The following is a 15,033-nucleotide window of genomic DNA, read 5'->3' on the forward strand; positions in this document are numbered from 1 at the left end:
ACGACACGCCGCCCCGCGGCACCGGCGGTCCCCCGCCGTCGCGCGAGGCCTGGGGCGGTCCGCTCCCCGGCGCCGACGCGCACCACCGGCCCGCGAGGACCGCCGGACGACCTCCGACAGCCGCCTGAATCGCTCCCTGGCAACCACAGCCAGGAAACCCGCCCGTCCGCGCCCCGTATTCCAGCGCCCGTCAGCGCCTGCGCTGCGACCTTCCGCCGCTCGCCACGGCACGCAGACAGGGACACCCCTTCGGGGTGCCCCTGTCCTTACGGGGGGGGCGGGGCAGCAGCGTTCGGCGCCCCCGCCTCACCACGTCATCACGTCAGCAGGGCGTCTGCGCACCGCCGTCGTTCAGGTTGCCGTCATAGATCCAGCCCCTGGTCCCGGTGTCGTCGTATTTCGCGTGGGTCCAGGTGTTGCCCGCGGAGTTGACCACGTAGCAGTCGTAGGAGAGACGACCGGAAAAGACGGTGATGTTCGTCGAGCACTCGGCGTTCGGGCCGCTGCGCAGCGGCGCGTCGCCGTCCCGGTTCAGGAGGTAGCCGGTCCCGGTGTCCACGTCGCGCCAGGACGGGTGGGTGCATGCGGCGGCGCCCGTGGTGGCGGCACCCGCCGATGGGGCGGCAGTCAGGGTGGCCGAGCCGACCAGGAGAGGCAGAGCGACCGCTGCCCACATCTTGTTTCTCTTCAACGCGTTCCCTTTGCTCTGTGGGCGTCATCCTCATGACGTCCCACGATGATGTGCTCGTCGAGCGTATGTACGAATCGAGTGGGAGGTCAGGGCATTTTCAGCCAGGGGGATTACGCGCCATGCGGTGGCAAATTTTAACCATTCTCGACCATTTGACCCACATATTTTTCTGTGGGTGCAGATGCAGATTGGCTGGATCCACGGGAAAGACAGGCGGAATAGAAGCGTCCGGTTGTCTCATTTAATCCCCTCGGGGTCGGGTTCCAGTTCCGTACGCTCCGCCCCGTATTCCAGCGCCCGTCAGCGCCTGCGCTGCCCCGCGTAGAACATCGAGGTGCCGGTCACCACGAACAGCCCGCCGGATATCGCCAGTGTGAGGGCGGTCTGACCCTCCTGGTCGGGCCCGTCCGGCAGCCGCGGCTCCAGAACCCCCATCGGGTCCTTGCTGAGCGTGACGCGCTGGAGCCGCTTGATGTGGTCGAAGCAGTTCTGCTGCTGCGATATCTCGTGCACGGCGTGGTCCCCGGCGGTCTCCTTCACCGTGCAGTACTGCTTCTCATCACGGTCCTCGACCTTCACGACCACAGCGGGCACCTTCTCCCCCATGGTCTTCATGTAGAGCTCGTACAGCCCCGGCCCCGCGAACAGCGTCAGCGCGAAACCCGCGCACGACACCAGCACCGCCGCCCCCGCCCGGTGCCAGATGCCGCCGACCACGGTCGCCGCGACGGCGAACGTCCCCAGCGCGAGCACGACCCCGATGTAGATGCCCACCGATGGGAACTGCGCCAGCCACGCGGCCACGGTGAACATCAGCGGCACCGACACGCCCCACATCAGCGAGCTGACCAGCCGACCCCGCTGGGACGGCGGAGCCCCTGCCGCCTTCACCTCGGTGGCCACGACGGACTCGGGCGTTCCCATTCCTGCTCCCTGCCTCGCTCACGCCTGACGGGCAGCAAGCATGCCGCAGCCGTCAATCGATCCGCACGCGGGGCGGTTTCACCGTTTTGCCCGGGAGGTGCCGAGTCGCGGCCCGGTCGGCTCATGTCCGGTGGAGGGCCATGTCCGGTGGAGGCTCACCTGAACGCGTCCGACCTACGCTTACGGCTCATGGACTGGATTACGCCCGTAAGTACGCTGATCGGCACGATGGTGGGGGTCGGATCAACACTGCTGGGCGAGACCGTTCGCGCAAAACGTGATCGAGGACACCAGCGGTACGAGCTCAGGCGCCAGCTGTACGCCCGCTATCTCGAAGCCCTCACCAACACGGACAGCGAATTGCAGTTGCTTGCCATCCGCCGACAGACCCCCGTGGACGAAGCCGACCTCCGGGCCGCCTGGCGCAGTCACTCCCTGCTGTCCCTGAATTATGAGATCGCGCTCGTCGCCCCACCACCAGTAGCCGACGCCGCCGACACGGCATACCGCTCGCTGCGAGCGATGCGGAACGTCCTGGGTGCGGCCGAGGTCACCATCGGCAGCCCCGGCGCGCCGGAGGACAACGCCCCTGGCACTGCCGAATGGCGAGGCGTCCACCGCGCGTACATCGACGCGATGACCGCTCTGCGCTCGGCCATGCGTGCAGATATAGGGAACAGTGCCTGATTCTGTGCGCTGGACGTCAAGAACCTTGCGCCTGGCGTCAATGACATCCCGGGCCGTACTGAAGAAACTCCTTCCAATGCCTCACCAATGGGCAGACCATACGGCTGAAGGGAAAACCACTCATGTCCAATCTCCGCGGCGGCAATCTCGAAGAGATGCGACTGATGTCGAAGATGTTCTCGGAGAACGCGGGAAAGCTGAACGGCATCATCAGCGTCCTGAACAGCCGCACGGCCGGGAGCGAACACATTTGGACCGGGCCCGCCGCCGACCGCTTCCGCACCGCCTGGAGCGAGGCCCGGGCGTCCTTCGAGAAGATGCGGCTGGCTCTCGACGAGGCCAGTACCGCCGTCAACAAGAGCGCCCAGAACATCGAGACCGCCACCCGCTGATACGCCGGTCACCGGCGCGGCGTGGCGAGCACATGGGCGACCCGTGCGCCGGAATTGCTCGTTCCCTTCGAACTCACCGGAAAGCCGTCAGGAGGACCAAGTGCCCGAATTCTGCGGCATCGAGCCGGCCGGCGCCCATGCCCTGCTCCAAGCCATGGCCGATGCCGCCGGACCGGCGTCCTACCTCTCGCGGAGGGTGCCTTCCGGGATGTCCGAGGCCGGCGCCGACCTCGACGGCAATGCTCGGGCTGCCGACCAGGCGCTTCAGCACTACCAGCGTTTCCTCGACTCCTGGACCCAGGACCTGCGGTGGCGGATCCAGTACATCGAGGCCATGACCGGTGGCTCCGCCTTCGACCGCACCCGGTACACCGCCGACCTCCCCTACGAGAGCGTCCAGCAGGCACAGCAGCAGGGCGCGGCGGCCGGCACGGCGGAGGGCCGGCGGCTCAAGCAACTCTGGGCGCAGTGCCACAACAATCCGACCACGCTCCCGCAGCTGGCCGCCGAGCTGGCGAAGCTGGGGCCGTACCGGTACGAGCCCTACTACGCCGGTGCGCTGCTGAAGGCGCTCGGCAAGGACGCCTTCCATCAGATTCTCGCCACGCACATCAGCCCGAGCGCCGGCATGGCCCAGGCCAACGGCGAGGGCAAGGGCCTCCAGCGGCTGCGCGGGGAGGTGGGACCGCTGGCCGACCTGTTCGCCGCCGCGGACCGGGGCGGCACGCTGCCGCTGTCCGTGCGCAAGGAATCCCTACAGGGGTTGCAGCCGCACGAGCTTGCCATCTTCTTGCGGCTCAGCGAAGGTCACAGCGACCGGTTCGCGCTGGACGCGGCCCGGCGCATCCTCGACGCGCCGCTCGTGACCTTCAGCGGCCGCGACGCCAGCGACCGGGCCGCGAGCCGACTGATCCTGCTCAAAGAGCTGGAGCGCCGACCTGGCGTGGTCCAACTGTTCCTGCACAGCGCCAAGGACACCCGGGCGCTGTACCTGCCGGACATCGTCCACTTCGGCCGGCTCGGGGAGTATCAAAAGGAGTTGGCGAACGTTCTGCGGGGCGCTCTCGCCAACGATGCGGGAAGCCTGGCCAGCCGGCAGCAGGCGTGGACGAATCTGATCAAGGTCGGTGGTGAGCCGCCGATACGGCAGATGATGGCCCAGTCGCCGGACCTGGCGAAGGCACTGGTCGAGGGGATGAAGCCGTACATCCCGTGGCTGAGTTTCATGGCGGGAAGCAACGCCAGGGACCTCAAACCCGAGCAGGTCGCCAGATACGCGCCGCACACGCCGATAATTCCAGGGCTGGACACCAACCCGCAGGACTTCTTCCCGGACGTGAGGGATTTCCTGGCCGGTCTGATCAGCAATGCGGACGGGCGCATGGCGCTCAAGAACGCCGCATACCAGAACATGGACGAGCACCGGGCGTTGTCGCCGGCGGCGATCGAGCGGCTGCGCCATCTGAGCGACCACGATTCACAGAGCCATTTCTGGGAGGACATGAAGGGAGCGCAGGCCACGGAGACGGGATTCGTCGGACTACTGCTGCGCGCGGGCAAGGTCACGAAAATCAACCACGACGCGCAGGTGGATTTCGTCAACGATCTGCTCGGCATCGGGGCGGGGTACATACCCGGCGTCAGTAACCCCTTCGCCGGTTTTGGCATAAAATATGGCCTGAACGATCCGCAGCACAAGTTGGCCGAGTTGTTGGTAAAGGACAACACTTCCCCCAAGCTGCGGAGCGAGTTGGAGAAGACGTACATGGAGAAGCTGCGTAAGCAGTTGGCTGACGCACACCTCGGCTACTCAGCGGGTGACTACGAGAATTTTCGCGATGGCTACATCGTGCTGTCCTTGGTGGCACTTCAGAACGACAAGGCGAAGCAGTAGCGGCGGCATGAGCGCGCGGCGGCAGACCGTCCGCGGAATGAGGAGGGGCGTCAAGGTGAGTGCTGCCGCGAACGACAAGGACCGGCTGGCCCAGGAGTTCTCCGGCTGGAAGGGGCTGGTCGAACAGCTGCTGGGCGGTCCGACGATGAAGTCGGCCAGCCGCCTCGGGAACGGGGCGCGAGCCGGCGGCAGGGAGGTGTGGTCAGGACCGGCGGCCGAGCGGTTCACCGGGGAGTTGCGCCAGATCAGGACCGCGCTGGAACGGTTGCCCGGCGGTTTCGACGCAACCGCCCAAAACCTCCGCGACGCGGCGAAGGACCTCAGATCCAAGGACCACGACTAGCCCTGTCCACACCGGGCAGCGCTCCTAGTCCCATTGGGTGCACAGGTCCTCCGCGCAGGTGCGGATCCACACACCGTGCCCGGCCGGAAGAGTGACCGTCCGGCGGTACCGGGAGGTGCCGCCCGGCCCCGCGACAGCCAGTTCCATGGTCTGCGAGCAGACGTTCGGCTGATTGGAGATACACAGCTGGACCACCGCTTTCCCAGTGCCATCCGGGTTCTTCACATATCCGGTCACCGTGGCTCTGGCCGAGCTCCAACAGATCGTCCCGACGGCGTAGGCGCGCATGTCCGCGTCGTAGTCGCGGCATCCGGTCGTCGGGGCCTTGGACGCCGGCTCGGAGCCGAACGGGCTCAACGGGCTGAACGGCAGCAAGGCGAGACCGAGGGACAGCAGGCACACCAGCCCCAGACCCGCGAACAGGAGCAGCCGCCGCCGAGCACCGCGCGGGGCGCGCCCGCGCCCCGGCCGGCCGCTGGGGGAAGCCGTCGCTTCGGGTGAAGCCGTCGGATCGGAGAAAGTCGCCGCTTCGCGTGAAGCCGTCGTTTCCGGTGAGGGTGCCATGTCAGGGGGCGCCGTGCCCGAGGCCGTGTCGGGTGGCGGCTGGGCGCCGGCCTCCAGCGCGTCGTCCCACAGTTTCAGCAGGAGCCTTGTATCGGCCCCGCAGGCTTGCGCAACGTCCTCGACGGCGTCGCGGCTGGGGAACAGCTTGCCGTTGACATAGCGCTCGAGCGAAGCCCTGCTGTAGTGGGTGCGCGCCTCGAGCCTGGCGAAACTCAGCCCGGATGCCTGCTTGATACGCCGCAGTTCGGCCGCCAGTCGCCGTCCCGCGGAAGAGGTCAGGGCTGCAGCCGCCTGACGGGGCGCTTCCGGTGTGTCCGATCTGCGTTGCCCCATGCTGTGCCCCCTGTGCGCCGTATGCGGGCGGCCATCCGGAGTGTGCGGCGTCTCCGGACGTCCCAGGCGTCCCAAGACATCCCATGAGACGCCCCTTTCCTTCTCGAGACGCCCTGAGCGGTCAAGAGTTTAGAGGTCAGCACCGCGCTGGGGCTGACGTTCGAGCGCTCGGGCGACCACCACGCCCGGCTCATGCGCACCTCCCTGACTGCCCGCGTCCTGTGGCATGCCCCCGGACAGGACTCGGCCGAATGAAAGGCACCTTCCGGCCTTGATAGCGCACGACTCCTTTTCAGAGCCCACGACAGAAAAGCGGCCTCATGAGAAGACCGACGAGATACGCGTGCTGGAACTCGGCCCGGTGCGCGTTACGGTGGTGAATCTTCCCGAACTGACACCGACACGACCACGCCGCCCGCTCCTGAGTCCAACTCCGGAGGCCTGGCAGCTCTCTCTCCTGTCCTCCCGCCCGCGGCCAGGGGCCATGAACAAAGCCGACGGCATTCACCAGGAAACCGGGACCCTGATGCTGCACGAGGGCTCGCAGCCCTTCGAGCCACCCGCTCCGGCTCCCGGACCGGCACAGGCCGTGGTGGTGAACCTGCCCCGCGGCACGGTGCCGATACCGGAGCGTGCGCTGCGAAGCCTGACGACACGGCCGGTGCCTCCCAGGACCGGACCCGGAATGATCCTGGCACGGTTTCTGGAAGGGCTCGCCGACCAGTTGGAAGATCTCAAATCGACCCCGACCGGGCGGCTCGGCTCGGCTGTGGTCGACCTCTCGGTCGCGTTTCTCACCAGCCTGGCCGAGGCGCGTGGACTGCTGCCGCCTCATCCCCGAAGGGCCGAACTCCTGGAAGAGATCAAGTCCTTCATCATCCGGAATCTCGGCGAACCGCACCTGTCACCCCAGCTGATCGCGGCAGAGCATCACATCTCGGTGCGGTACCTGCACCACCTCTTCCAACATGACATGCGGACGGTCCGCGGCTTCCTTCAAGAACAGCGCCTGGAACACTGCCGGGCCGACCTGACGAACCCGTCCCACCCCGGGCGCACCGTCGGTGTAATCCGTGCCCGTTGGGGCTTCCGAGACGACCCGGTGTTCTGCAGAGCCTTCAAGAAGGCCTACGGAATGTCACCGGGCGAGTACCGCAAGAGGCACTTCCAGACCCTGTGACCCTGGCGTGCCCGGCTGGCCCACGTCGGCGTGGCGAAGCCCAGTGGCACGTACCAGGGCCGCGAACGGTACGCGTCACCGGTCTCGGCGGGTGCGGCTCAGCCTACGGGCGGCCGGGCGCCCCGGCTCTCGGCGATCCGGTGCGCATCGCGCAGGGCCTCGGCCAGGCGTGTGGCGAGAAAGCGGAACTGCACGGAGGTGGTCTTGCGGTCGGAAAGCATGTCATCGGCGTGGCCGAGCAGCTTGGCGACCATGTCGAGTTGCACGCGCTCGACGTTGTCGGCGACACGGGACACGTACCCGGTCCCGTCACCGACGACGTAACAGGGCTTCCCCTCCGAAGTGGACCACGGGAGCAGTCGAGCACCGCTCGGCAGGCTGATCACGTGGTCACCTCCACGCCGTGGATCAGGCGCGGACCAATGTCGACACCGTGCAGCGCGAGCCACAGCGCGCGACGTCGTGCCCGCTGTCGCCGCGCCTCTTCGCGTCGTTCCTGGGCGACGACGTACGTCGCCAGTAATCAGCGGGTGACAGCGGTTTTGTCACAAGGCGGTTGACGGTGGGCAACACGTACGGCGACTGGCCCAGGGAGCAACAACGCACGGCGCCTGGACCGGGCCCTGAACACGGGGAATGTGCTGAGCAGCTTCCTGCCAGTCGAGGACGCACCGGTCGCCGACTACTTCGAAGCGGCCCGGCAGCTCGAACAACAGGCGACCGCCATCCGCGAGTTCGCCCTGACACTCGTGCCTGGCATTCTTCAGACAGAGAGGTACATGCGTGCGGTTTTGGAGATCGCCGTCCGCCCGCCCTCAGTGTGGGCGCTGCTGGACGAGGCGGTGCTGCGTCGCCAGGTGGGCGGGCCGGATGTCATGTCCGAGCAGATCATGCACATCGTGCGCTTGGCGGAGGACCGGAGAGTACGTGTCCCCCGCTGCGCAGCGGCGCGGTGCCGTCCCGGTTCAGGAGATAGCCGGACCCGGTGTCCTTGTCGGACCAGGACGGGTGGGTGCATGCGGTGGTGCCCGTGGTGGCGGCACCGGCCGATGGGGCGGCAGTCAAGGTGGCCGAGCCGACCAGGAGAGGCAGAGCGACCGCTGCCCACACATGGGTGGCGGGCACTCGGAGCACGCATAGAAAAACCCCCAGCTCAGACACTGTCTGGGCTGGGGTTCCAGTGGAGCCGCCTAAGGGAATCGAACCCTTGACCCACGCATTACGAGGGCGGTGGAGATCGTGCCGAGCGGTGCCATTCGGTCCTTCCAGGTCCCGTTTTCCCAGATCAGAGCACATGTCACGGTCCCGGTGCCCGCACCCCGTGCTGCACGGTCCAAAGGCGTCCGCGCTCCCTTTGCGCTCCCCTCCGCCTGACGAAGAGGAGCGTGTGCACGGGCAGCCCCTCGTCAGCAGTATGTCTGCTCAGTGTGTCGAGATCTCACAGGAGGGGTGGCACCGCCCGATCATCGCGGGCCGATGCCTCCCTGAAGCGGGCGGCCAGTTCGCTGCGGGAGCGGATGCCTAGCTTGGAGTAGATGTGGGTCAGGTGGTACTGCACGGTCTTGACGGAGATGTACAGCTCCAGCGCCGTCTGTTTGTTGGTCGCCCCCGCGGCGACCAGACGGGCGACGGCCTGTTCCTGAGGTGTGAGGTCCGACAGGCCGGGGGCGACGCGGCTGGTGTGCAGACCGCCTGCCTTGAGTTCCCGGTCACACCGCTCCACGTAGGTGTGGGCGCCGAGGGCGAGGTAGACGTCGCGGGCGTTGTGGAGGACGGCGTCGGCCTCGCGACGCTTGCCCGCGCGGCGCAGGGTCTGGCCGTAGGCGAAGTTCACCCGGGCCCGGTCGTACGGCAGCGGCAGATGCTCCAGGTGGGCGAGTGACTGCTCGAAGCCCTTGCGTGCGGTGTCGATGTCGCCGCCCCGGGCAACGGTGAGGCGGCCGCGGGCGAGGCCGAGGCAGGCCATGGCGGAGCGATGGCGGCGGCGGGCGGCCAACTCCTCGTACGGGGTGAGGAAGGCGTCGGCCTCGTCGAGGCGGCCGCTCATCACCAGGGCGTTGGCGTACACGTCCGGCCACGGCCAGAAGCCCGGTTCGTGGAAGAACTCCCGTGCGGGCAGCTGGACCACGGGCGACAGCGCCTCTATGACGCGTCCGTAGTCGCCGCGCGCCTCGGCGACCTGGGCGCGCGCCAGACAGGACGGGACCAGCATGACCTCGTAGTGGTGGAGGTCGGCGGCACCCTCACGCAGGTGGTGTTCGGCCGTGTCCCAGTCGCCGCGCAAGGCGTGGATCTGGGCACCCGTCCAGTGCACCAGGGGGCGGGCGAGTTCGATGCGGCACTCGGCGATGCGGGCGGCGGCCCGCTGCACGGTCTCGACGGCCTCCGGCCACGCCCCGAGCGCGAACTGGGTGCGGGCCAGCCAGCCCTGCGCCCACAGGGAGATACGGGTGGAACCCATCCGGTAGCTGGTGGGGACCGCGGCTTCGAGTCTTCGGCGGGCGGCTTCCGGTGCGTCCAGGGCGAGGTCCACCCAGCCGCGGCCGAGCTGGAAGCGCTGCGACTGGGCGCCGCCGGGCAGCTTGACGGCGGCCGCCTCGTACGCGGTGAAGGCATCCTCGGGACGGCCCATCGCGGCGAGGCCGAGGCCCAGGACGGCCTCCGACTCGATGGCGGAGGGGTCGCCGGGGTCCGCAAGTTCGATGGCGCGGCGGGCCCAGGCGACGACATCACGTGCGTCCCAGCGGCCCAGGGCGTGAAGCACGCGGCGCTGGCAGATCTTCGCCATCAGGTCCGGCTGGGCCTCGGGGTCGCAGCGCTCCCCGGCCCGGGTCAGGAAGGTCTCGGCCTCCGACGGGCGCCCGCGCAGGATGGCCAGATAGCCGAGGACCACATCGCGCAGGGTGCCGGCCGGGAAGCTCTCCAGTTCGGCGGCGAAGACCGCGGCCTGTGGCACATCTCCGGCGCCGACCATGGCGTCGACGGCACGCAGCAGCCGGTCCTCGCGGGCCGTGCGGCCGGGGCTCAGCCGACTGGCACGGACCAGGGTGTCGGCCACGGTCGCCCACTCCCCGGCGGCGGCACGCCCGGCCGCGTAGCGGTCGAGTTCCTCGGCGAGTGCTGCGTCGGCCTTACTGGTGGCGGCCACCCGGTGGGCCAGACGCCGCCCCTGGTCGTCGGTGATCGCCACCGCCCGGCGGTGCAGCTCCGCGCGGTGGGTCAGCTCGATGGCGGTGAGGACCGCGGCCCGGACCAGCGGATGGGGGAAGGACAGCAGCATGTGCCCGGGGTCGATGGTGGCGGTCAGCAGGCCCGCCGCCCGTGCTTCGTCGACGGCGGGCAGCGGATCGTCGACGGCCGCCAGGGCCGCCGCTTCGGAGAGTGACGTGTCGTCGCCCAGGACGGAGCACGCCTCGACCACCTGACGGGCGGCCGCGCCGCACTGGGCGAGGCGGTGCCGGACGGCTGCGGCGTAGCGGGCGGGGGCGGACAGCTCGGGCCGCCAGTCCTGCCAGGTCTCTCGCGGGAGTTCGCGCAGCAACTGGGTGAGGTACCGGGGGTTGCCCAGGGTGTGGCGGCACAGGTGCCGGGCCGTGGGCAGGTCCAGGGTGAGGCCGCAGACCTCGCGGGACAGGGTCCTGGCATCCTCGGGAGCGAGCGGCGCCGGTCGTACGGCGTCGTCGCGGCAGCCGTCGAGGAACTCCAGGGTCCGCAGGACCGGGAGGGGCAGCTCGTCGTGCGCCGACCGCATCTCGTACAGCTCGTTCGGCTCGTCGCGCGCGATCAGGAGGACGAGGACCCGCTCGTGCGACATCCTGCGCAGCGCGGACCGGATCGCGCGCAGACTCTCCACGTCGGCCCAGTGGGCGTCGTCGACCATCACCACGACGGGCTCCCGCTCCTGCCGGGCCACCCACTGGCGGTGCAGGAGCCGGGCCGTGTCCAGCACCGCCCGAGGTGCGTCGGGGCCGGTGTCGGGGGCCGGCAGCAGCTGCTTCGCGATCCCCAGCGGCAGGTCAGACTCCCAGGAGACCCCTGCGACGCGCTGCACGCGGGGTGCGGCCGGCCCGGCACCGGCCGGGTGCGTGCGCAGTACGTGCTCGACAAGCGCCGTCTTGCCGATGCCCGCGGGTCCCTCGACCAGCAGCATCGAGGGCCGGCCCGCGCGGGCGGCATCGATCGCGCGGGTCAGCGCGGCGACCTCGCCGACCCGCCCGATCAGCCGTCGTCGCTGCTCAGGGCGGTCATTCATCTGCCAGCACGCTAACACCCGGGGGAACGGTCAACCGAGGTCTCCACCGGCGACGGGAAGGACCGTGCCCGTGATGTAGGACGCCTCGTCGGAGGCCAGGAAGGCGATCGCGGCGGCCTGCTCGTCCACCGATCCGTACCGCTGCATCAGGGACGAGGCGACGGTCTGGTCGATGATCTGCTGGTACCAGGCCTTCTCCTGGTCGGTGCGGGGAGCGGGTCCCCGGGCGACGCGGCGGACAGGCGCGTCCGTGCCGCCGGGGGCGGTGGCGACGATGCGGATGCCGTACGGTGCGGTCTCCAGCGCGAGGGAGGCGGTGAGGGCGTTGATGCCGCCCTTGGCCGCCGCGTAGGGAATGCGGTTGACGCCGCGGGTGGCCACCGAGGACACGTTGACGATGGTGCCCGAGCGCTGCTCGACGAGCGAGGGCAGGACGGCGCGGCACGTCCAGAGCGTGGGGAAGAGGGAGCGCTGGATCTCGGCCTGGATCTCGTCGGGCGCGTAGTGCTCGTAGGGCTTGGCCCAGATGGTGCCGCCCACGTTGTTGACCAGGACGTCGATCCGGCCGAGTCGTGCCAGGGCCTCGGCGATCGCCGACTGCGCGCCTTCATAGGTCTCCAGATCGGCTTGGACCGCGTGGGCCTTCAACTCCTCGGCCGCGTCCCGGACCGTCTCGGAGCGGTCCACCAGGACGAGATCCGCCGACTCGGCGCTCAGTCGCCGGGCGACCGCGAGTCCGATGCCCTGCGCCGCGCCCGTGACCACGGCCTTCTTCCCGGCGAACCGGTCGATGTGCACCGAGGTCACCGCGCCGCCCCCACCACTGCCGAAGCGGCCGCCGGCGTGAACTTCTCGTAGTGGAAGGTCGCCGGGCTCACGCCGAGGGACGCGATGTGGCCGCGCACTCCCTCGACCATGGCGGGCGGCCCGCACAGATAGACGTCCACGTCACCGTCGTACAGCGTCCCGGCATCGATCAGACCGGTGACGAAACCCTTGTTGCGCGCGCCGCTCGCCGGGTCGGCCACGCAGTGGTCGACCGTGAAGCCAGGGATGACCTCCGCATAGTCCTCCAGGGTGTCCAGGTGGACGAGGTCCTGGTCGGTGGTGACTCCGTAGAGGAGGTGGACCGAGTGCGCGACCGATTGCCGTACGAGCCGTTCGAGCATCGACAGCAGGGGTGCGAGGCCGGTGCCGCCCGCCAACAGCAGGGCGGGACGGGTGAGTTCCCGCAGGTAGAAGCTGCCCATCGGGCCGGTGAACTCGATCCGGTCGCCGACCCGGGCGCGATCGGTGAGGTAGCCGGACATTGCGCCGCCCTCCACGATCCGTACCAGGAAGGAGAGTTGGTGCTGATCCGGGCCGGAGCTGAAGGAATACGAGCGGGTCTGGTCGGTGCCGGGGACGGTGATGTTGACGTACTGGCCGGGCAGGAAGTCCAGTCCCTCCCGGTCATCGACGTCGAGCGCGAACTCGACCGTGCTCGCGGAGTGGCGCTTGACGGCGGCGAGCGTGGCGGTGTGGGTGGCCGCGGCGGTCTTCGCGGCGGCCGAGGAGGTCGGGATGCGCAGGACCAGGTCGCTCTGCGGGGTCATCTGGCAGGGCAGGCAGTAGCCGAACACCGCCTCGTCGTCGGTCAGCGCCTCGTCGATGTAGTCGCCGCCGTCGTAACGGCCGGACTCGCACAGCGACTTGCAGGTGCCGCAGGCGCCGTCGCGGCAGTCGAGGGGGATGTTGATGCGGGCCTTGTACGAGGCTTCGGCGACGGTCTCGTCCGGTCGGCACTCGACGAACCGGGTAATGCCGTCCTCGAAGTTCAGGGCGACCTGGAAGGACATGGTCTTGCTCATTTCAAGTCGTGGGGCGGCCGGCTCACACGTGGTAGATGTCGACGATGTGGTGCACGTAGTCGTTCTTCAGGACGACCTTCTTGCTGATGATCAGCGGGTCCGGGCCCGAGAGGTCGATCCGGTAGAAGGACGTGCCGAAGTACGTGTCGACCGTCTGGTAGCGGTAGTAGAGCGTGAACCAGTTGAAGCGCACGTCCACCAGGTCGCCGTCCCGGCCGGTGATCTCGACGTTGGTGATGTTGTGGCCGGTGCGCGGTTCGGGCAGGCTCGTCGCGCTGGAGCGGTCGGTGCGGATGCGGAAGACCCGGTCCTCCAGGCCCGCCCGGCTCGGGTAGTAGACGAGCGAGATCTCGCGCTGCGGGTCGGTGGTGAGCCGGTCGTCGTCGGCCCAGGCGGGCATCCAGAAGTCGGCGTCCGGGTGGTAGCACTCCAGCCACTGCTCGAACTCGCGGTCGTCGAGGTGGCGGGCCTCGCGGTAGAGGAACTGCCGGATGCCCTCCAGCGTGACGCTTTCGAGCGTGACGGTCTCGGTTGCCGTGGTCACTTCGCCGCCTCCAGGGCCTCGCGCAGGGTCTGCAGCCAGTAGCCGTGCTGGATGGGGTAGAGCCCCTCGTCCTCCGTGCGCACTCCGCTGGCGATCGGGTTGATGCCGATCTTCTTCGCGTCCTCGTCCGGGCCGTCGATCTGGTGCACGGCGCCACGGCTGAGGTCGTTCCAGGGCATCGACTCGGCCAGGTAGGTCTTCTGGCAGGAGCGGAACTCCTCCAGGTCGTCCGGGGTGGCCATGCCGGTGGCGTTGAAGAAGTCCTCGTACTGGCGGATGCGCCGCGCGCGGTCCTCGGCCGGCTCGCCCTTGGGGGCGATGCAGTAGATGGTCACCTCGGTCTTGTCAACGGAGATGGGCCGGAAATGCCTGATCTGCGAGCTGAACTGATCCATCAGGTAGACGTTCGGGTACAGGCACAGATTGCGGGAGACGCCGATCATCCAGTCGGCCTTCTCGGCGCCGAACTCGGCCGCCAGTTCGTCACGCCTGTCGTACAGCGGGCGGTTGGCGGGGTCGAGCCACTTGGTCCACAGCAGCAGATGGCCGTGGTCGAAGGAGTAGAAGCCGCCCTTCTGCTTGGACCAGCCGCCCGCGTCCATCGTCTTGGTGTCGTTCTTGGACTCGCCGGACGTGCGGCGGGCCTGGGTGGCCGCGTAGTTCCAGTGGGTGGCGGAGACGTGGTAGCCGTCGGCGCCGTTCTCGGCCTGGAGCTTCCAGTTGCCGTCGTAGTGGTACGTCGACGAGCCGCGCAGTACCTCCAGGCCCTCCGGGGACTGGTCGACGATCATGTCGATGACGACCGCCGCGTCGCCCAGGTGCTCGGTGAGAGGCTTGACGTCCGGGTTGAGGCTGCCGAAGAGGAAGCCGCGGTAGTTCTCGAAGCGGGCGACCTTGGTGAGGTCGTGCGAGCCGTCGGTGTTGAACTGCTCGGGGTAGCCGGCCTCGCGCGGGTCCTTCACCTTCAGCAGCTTGCCGCTGTTGTTGAAGGTCCAGCCGTGGAACGGGCAGGTGAAGGTGGTGCGGTTGTCGGTCTTCCTGCGGCACAGCATGGCGCCGCGGTGGCTGCACGCGTTGATCAGGCAGTGCAGCTCGCCCTGCTTGTCGCGGGAGATGACGACGGGCTGCCGGCCGATGTACGTCGTGAAGTAGTCCCCGTTCTCCGGGAGCTGGCTCTCGTGCGCGAGGTAGACCCAGTTCCCCTCGAAGATGTGTTTCATCTCCAGCTCGAAGAGCTCCTCGTCGGTGAAGACGCTCCGGCGGACCCGGTACACACCGCTGCCCGGATCCTCCACGAGAGCGTCGTCGAGGATGGTTCGCGCACGGCTGCGGGCTTCGGCCATGGTCCGTCCCTCCGATTCCTTGTTACGGCTGCTTCC

The 15,033-nt window shown here is 68.6% G+C and carries 14 protein-coding genes and 1 pseudogene; 6 read left to right on the top strand and 9 right to left on the bottom strand.

The window, feature by feature from the left end; translation table 11 throughout:
• Positions 1-322: 322 nt before the first annotated feature.
• Both PV419_RS22185 and PV419_RS22190 read right to left on the bottom strand, forming a co-directional pair.
• Entirely contained in the window at positions 323-691 is a 369-nt protein-coding gene (locus tag PV419_RS22185) for an SH3 domain-containing protein (RefSeq protein WP_319691492.1), read from the bottom strand.
• A gap of 300 nt (positions 692-991) precedes the next feature.
• Positions 992-1,615 carry a hypothetical protein gene (locus tag PV419_RS22190; protein WP_319691493.1) on the bottom strand — a complete coding sequence of 208 codons (624 nt, stop codon included), beginning with the start codon at positions 1,613-1,615 and terminating at the stop codon, positions 992-994.
• Between the two features lie 189 nt (positions 1,616-1,804).
• On the opposite strand from PV419_RS22190, the gene PV419_RS22195 reads away from it, so the two are divergent.
• The 4 genes from PV419_RS22195 (at position 1,805) to PV419_RS22210 (ending at position 4,931) form a co-directional block, all read left to right on the top strand.
• On the top strand, positions 1,805-2,302 hold the full coding sequence (locus PV419_RS22195; protein WP_319691495.1) for a hypothetical protein: 498 nt from the start codon (positions 1,805-1,807) through the stop codon (positions 2,300-2,302).
• 122 nt (positions 2,303-2,424) lie between these two features.
• Positions 2,425-2,694, top strand: a complete 270-nt coding sequence (locus PV419_RS22200) for a WXG100 family type VII secretion target (RefSeq protein WP_319691498.1) — start codon at positions 2,425-2,427, stop codon at positions 2,692-2,694.
• Between the two features lie 154 nt (positions 2,695-2,848).
• A complete protein-coding gene (locus PV419_RS22205) occupies positions 2,849-4,588 on the top strand; it encodes a hypothetical protein (protein ID WP_319691500.1) in 1,740 nt (579 codons plus the stop codon).
• Between the two features lie 55 nt (positions 4,589-4,643).
• A complete protein-coding gene (locus PV419_RS22210; protein WP_319691502.1) occupies positions 4,644-4,931 on the top strand; it encodes a hypothetical protein in 288 nt (95 codons plus the stop codon).
• Positions 4,932-4,955: 24 nt separating this feature from the next.
• Here the strand turns inward: PV419_RS22210 and PV419_RS22215 are convergent, their stop codons facing one another.
• Entirely contained in the window at positions 4,956-5,828 is an 873-nt protein-coding gene (locus tag PV419_RS22215) for a helix-turn-helix transcriptional regulator (RefSeq protein WP_319691504.1), read from the bottom strand.
• Positions 5,829-6,054: 226 nt separating this feature from the next.
• Here PV419_RS22215 and PV419_RS22220 point away from each other — a divergent pair, with 226 nt between their 5' ends.
• A complete protein-coding gene (locus tag PV419_RS22220; RefSeq protein WP_319691505.1) occupies positions 6,055-7,008 on the top strand; it encodes a helix-turn-helix domain-containing protein in 954 nt (317 codons plus the stop codon).
• Between the two features lie 98 nt (positions 7,009-7,106).
• Here PV419_RS22220 and PV419_RS22225 read toward each other — a convergent pair whose 3' ends face one another.
• Entirely contained in the window at positions 7,107-7,394 is a 288-nt protein-coding gene (locus PV419_RS22225; protein WP_319691507.1) for a hypothetical protein, read from the bottom strand.
• A 201-nt stretch (positions 7,395-7,595) separates the two neighbouring features.
• On the opposite strand from PV419_RS22225, the pseudogene PV419_RS22230 reads away from it, so the two are divergent.
• Positions 7,596-7,940: pseudogene (locus PV419_RS22230) on the top strand (Scr1 family TA system antitoxin-like transcriptional regulator); the annotation flags it as partial.
• A 506-nt stretch (positions 7,941-8,446) separates the two neighbouring features.
• Here the strand turns inward: PV419_RS22230 and PV419_RS22235 are convergent.
• From PV419_RS22235 to benA, 5 genes are read right to left on the bottom strand one after another with little or no spacing between them, the layout of a single operon-like run.
• Complete coding sequence (locus PV419_RS22235) at positions 8,447-11,260, bottom strand: helix-turn-helix transcriptional regulator (protein ID WP_319691509.1); 2,814 nt, start codon at positions 11,258-11,260, stop codon at positions 8,447-8,449.
• A gap of 30 nt (positions 11,261-11,290) precedes the next feature.
• Positions 11,291-12,067: a 1,6-dihydroxycyclohexa-2,4-diene-1-carboxylate dehydrogenase gene (locus tag PV419_RS22240; protein ID WP_319691511.1), complete on the bottom strand. Its 777-nt coding sequence runs from the start codon at positions 12,065-12,067 to the stop codon at positions 11,291-11,293.
• Positions 12,064-13,098 (bottom strand): benzoate 1,2-dioxygenase electron transfer component BenC, encoded by a 1,035-nt coding sequence (gene benC / locus PV419_RS22245; RefSeq protein WP_319691512.1) that lies wholly within the window; start codon positions 13,096-13,098, stop codon positions 12,064-12,066. Before benC ends, PV419_RS22240 begins: the two co-directional genes overlap by 4 nt.
• A 34-nt stretch (positions 13,099-13,132) precedes the next feature.
• Entirely contained in the window at positions 13,133-13,654 is a 522-nt protein-coding gene (gene benB / locus PV419_RS22250) for a benzoate 1,2-dioxygenase small subunit (RefSeq protein ID WP_319691514.1), read from the bottom strand.
• Positions 13,651-14,997 (bottom strand): benzoate 1,2-dioxygenase large subunit, encoded by a 1,347-nt coding sequence (gene benA, locus PV419_RS22255; RefSeq protein ID WP_319691516.1) that lies wholly within the window; start codon positions 14,995-14,997, stop codon positions 13,651-13,653. The genes benB and benA overlap by 4 nt, the downstream gene beginning before the upstream one ends.
• Positions 14,998-15,033: the final 36 nt, after the last annotated feature.

The organism is Streptomyces sp. ME19-01-6, assembly GCF_033793745.1.
Lineage (GTDB): Bacteria > Actinomycetota > Actinomycetes > Streptomycetales > Streptomycetaceae > Streptomyces.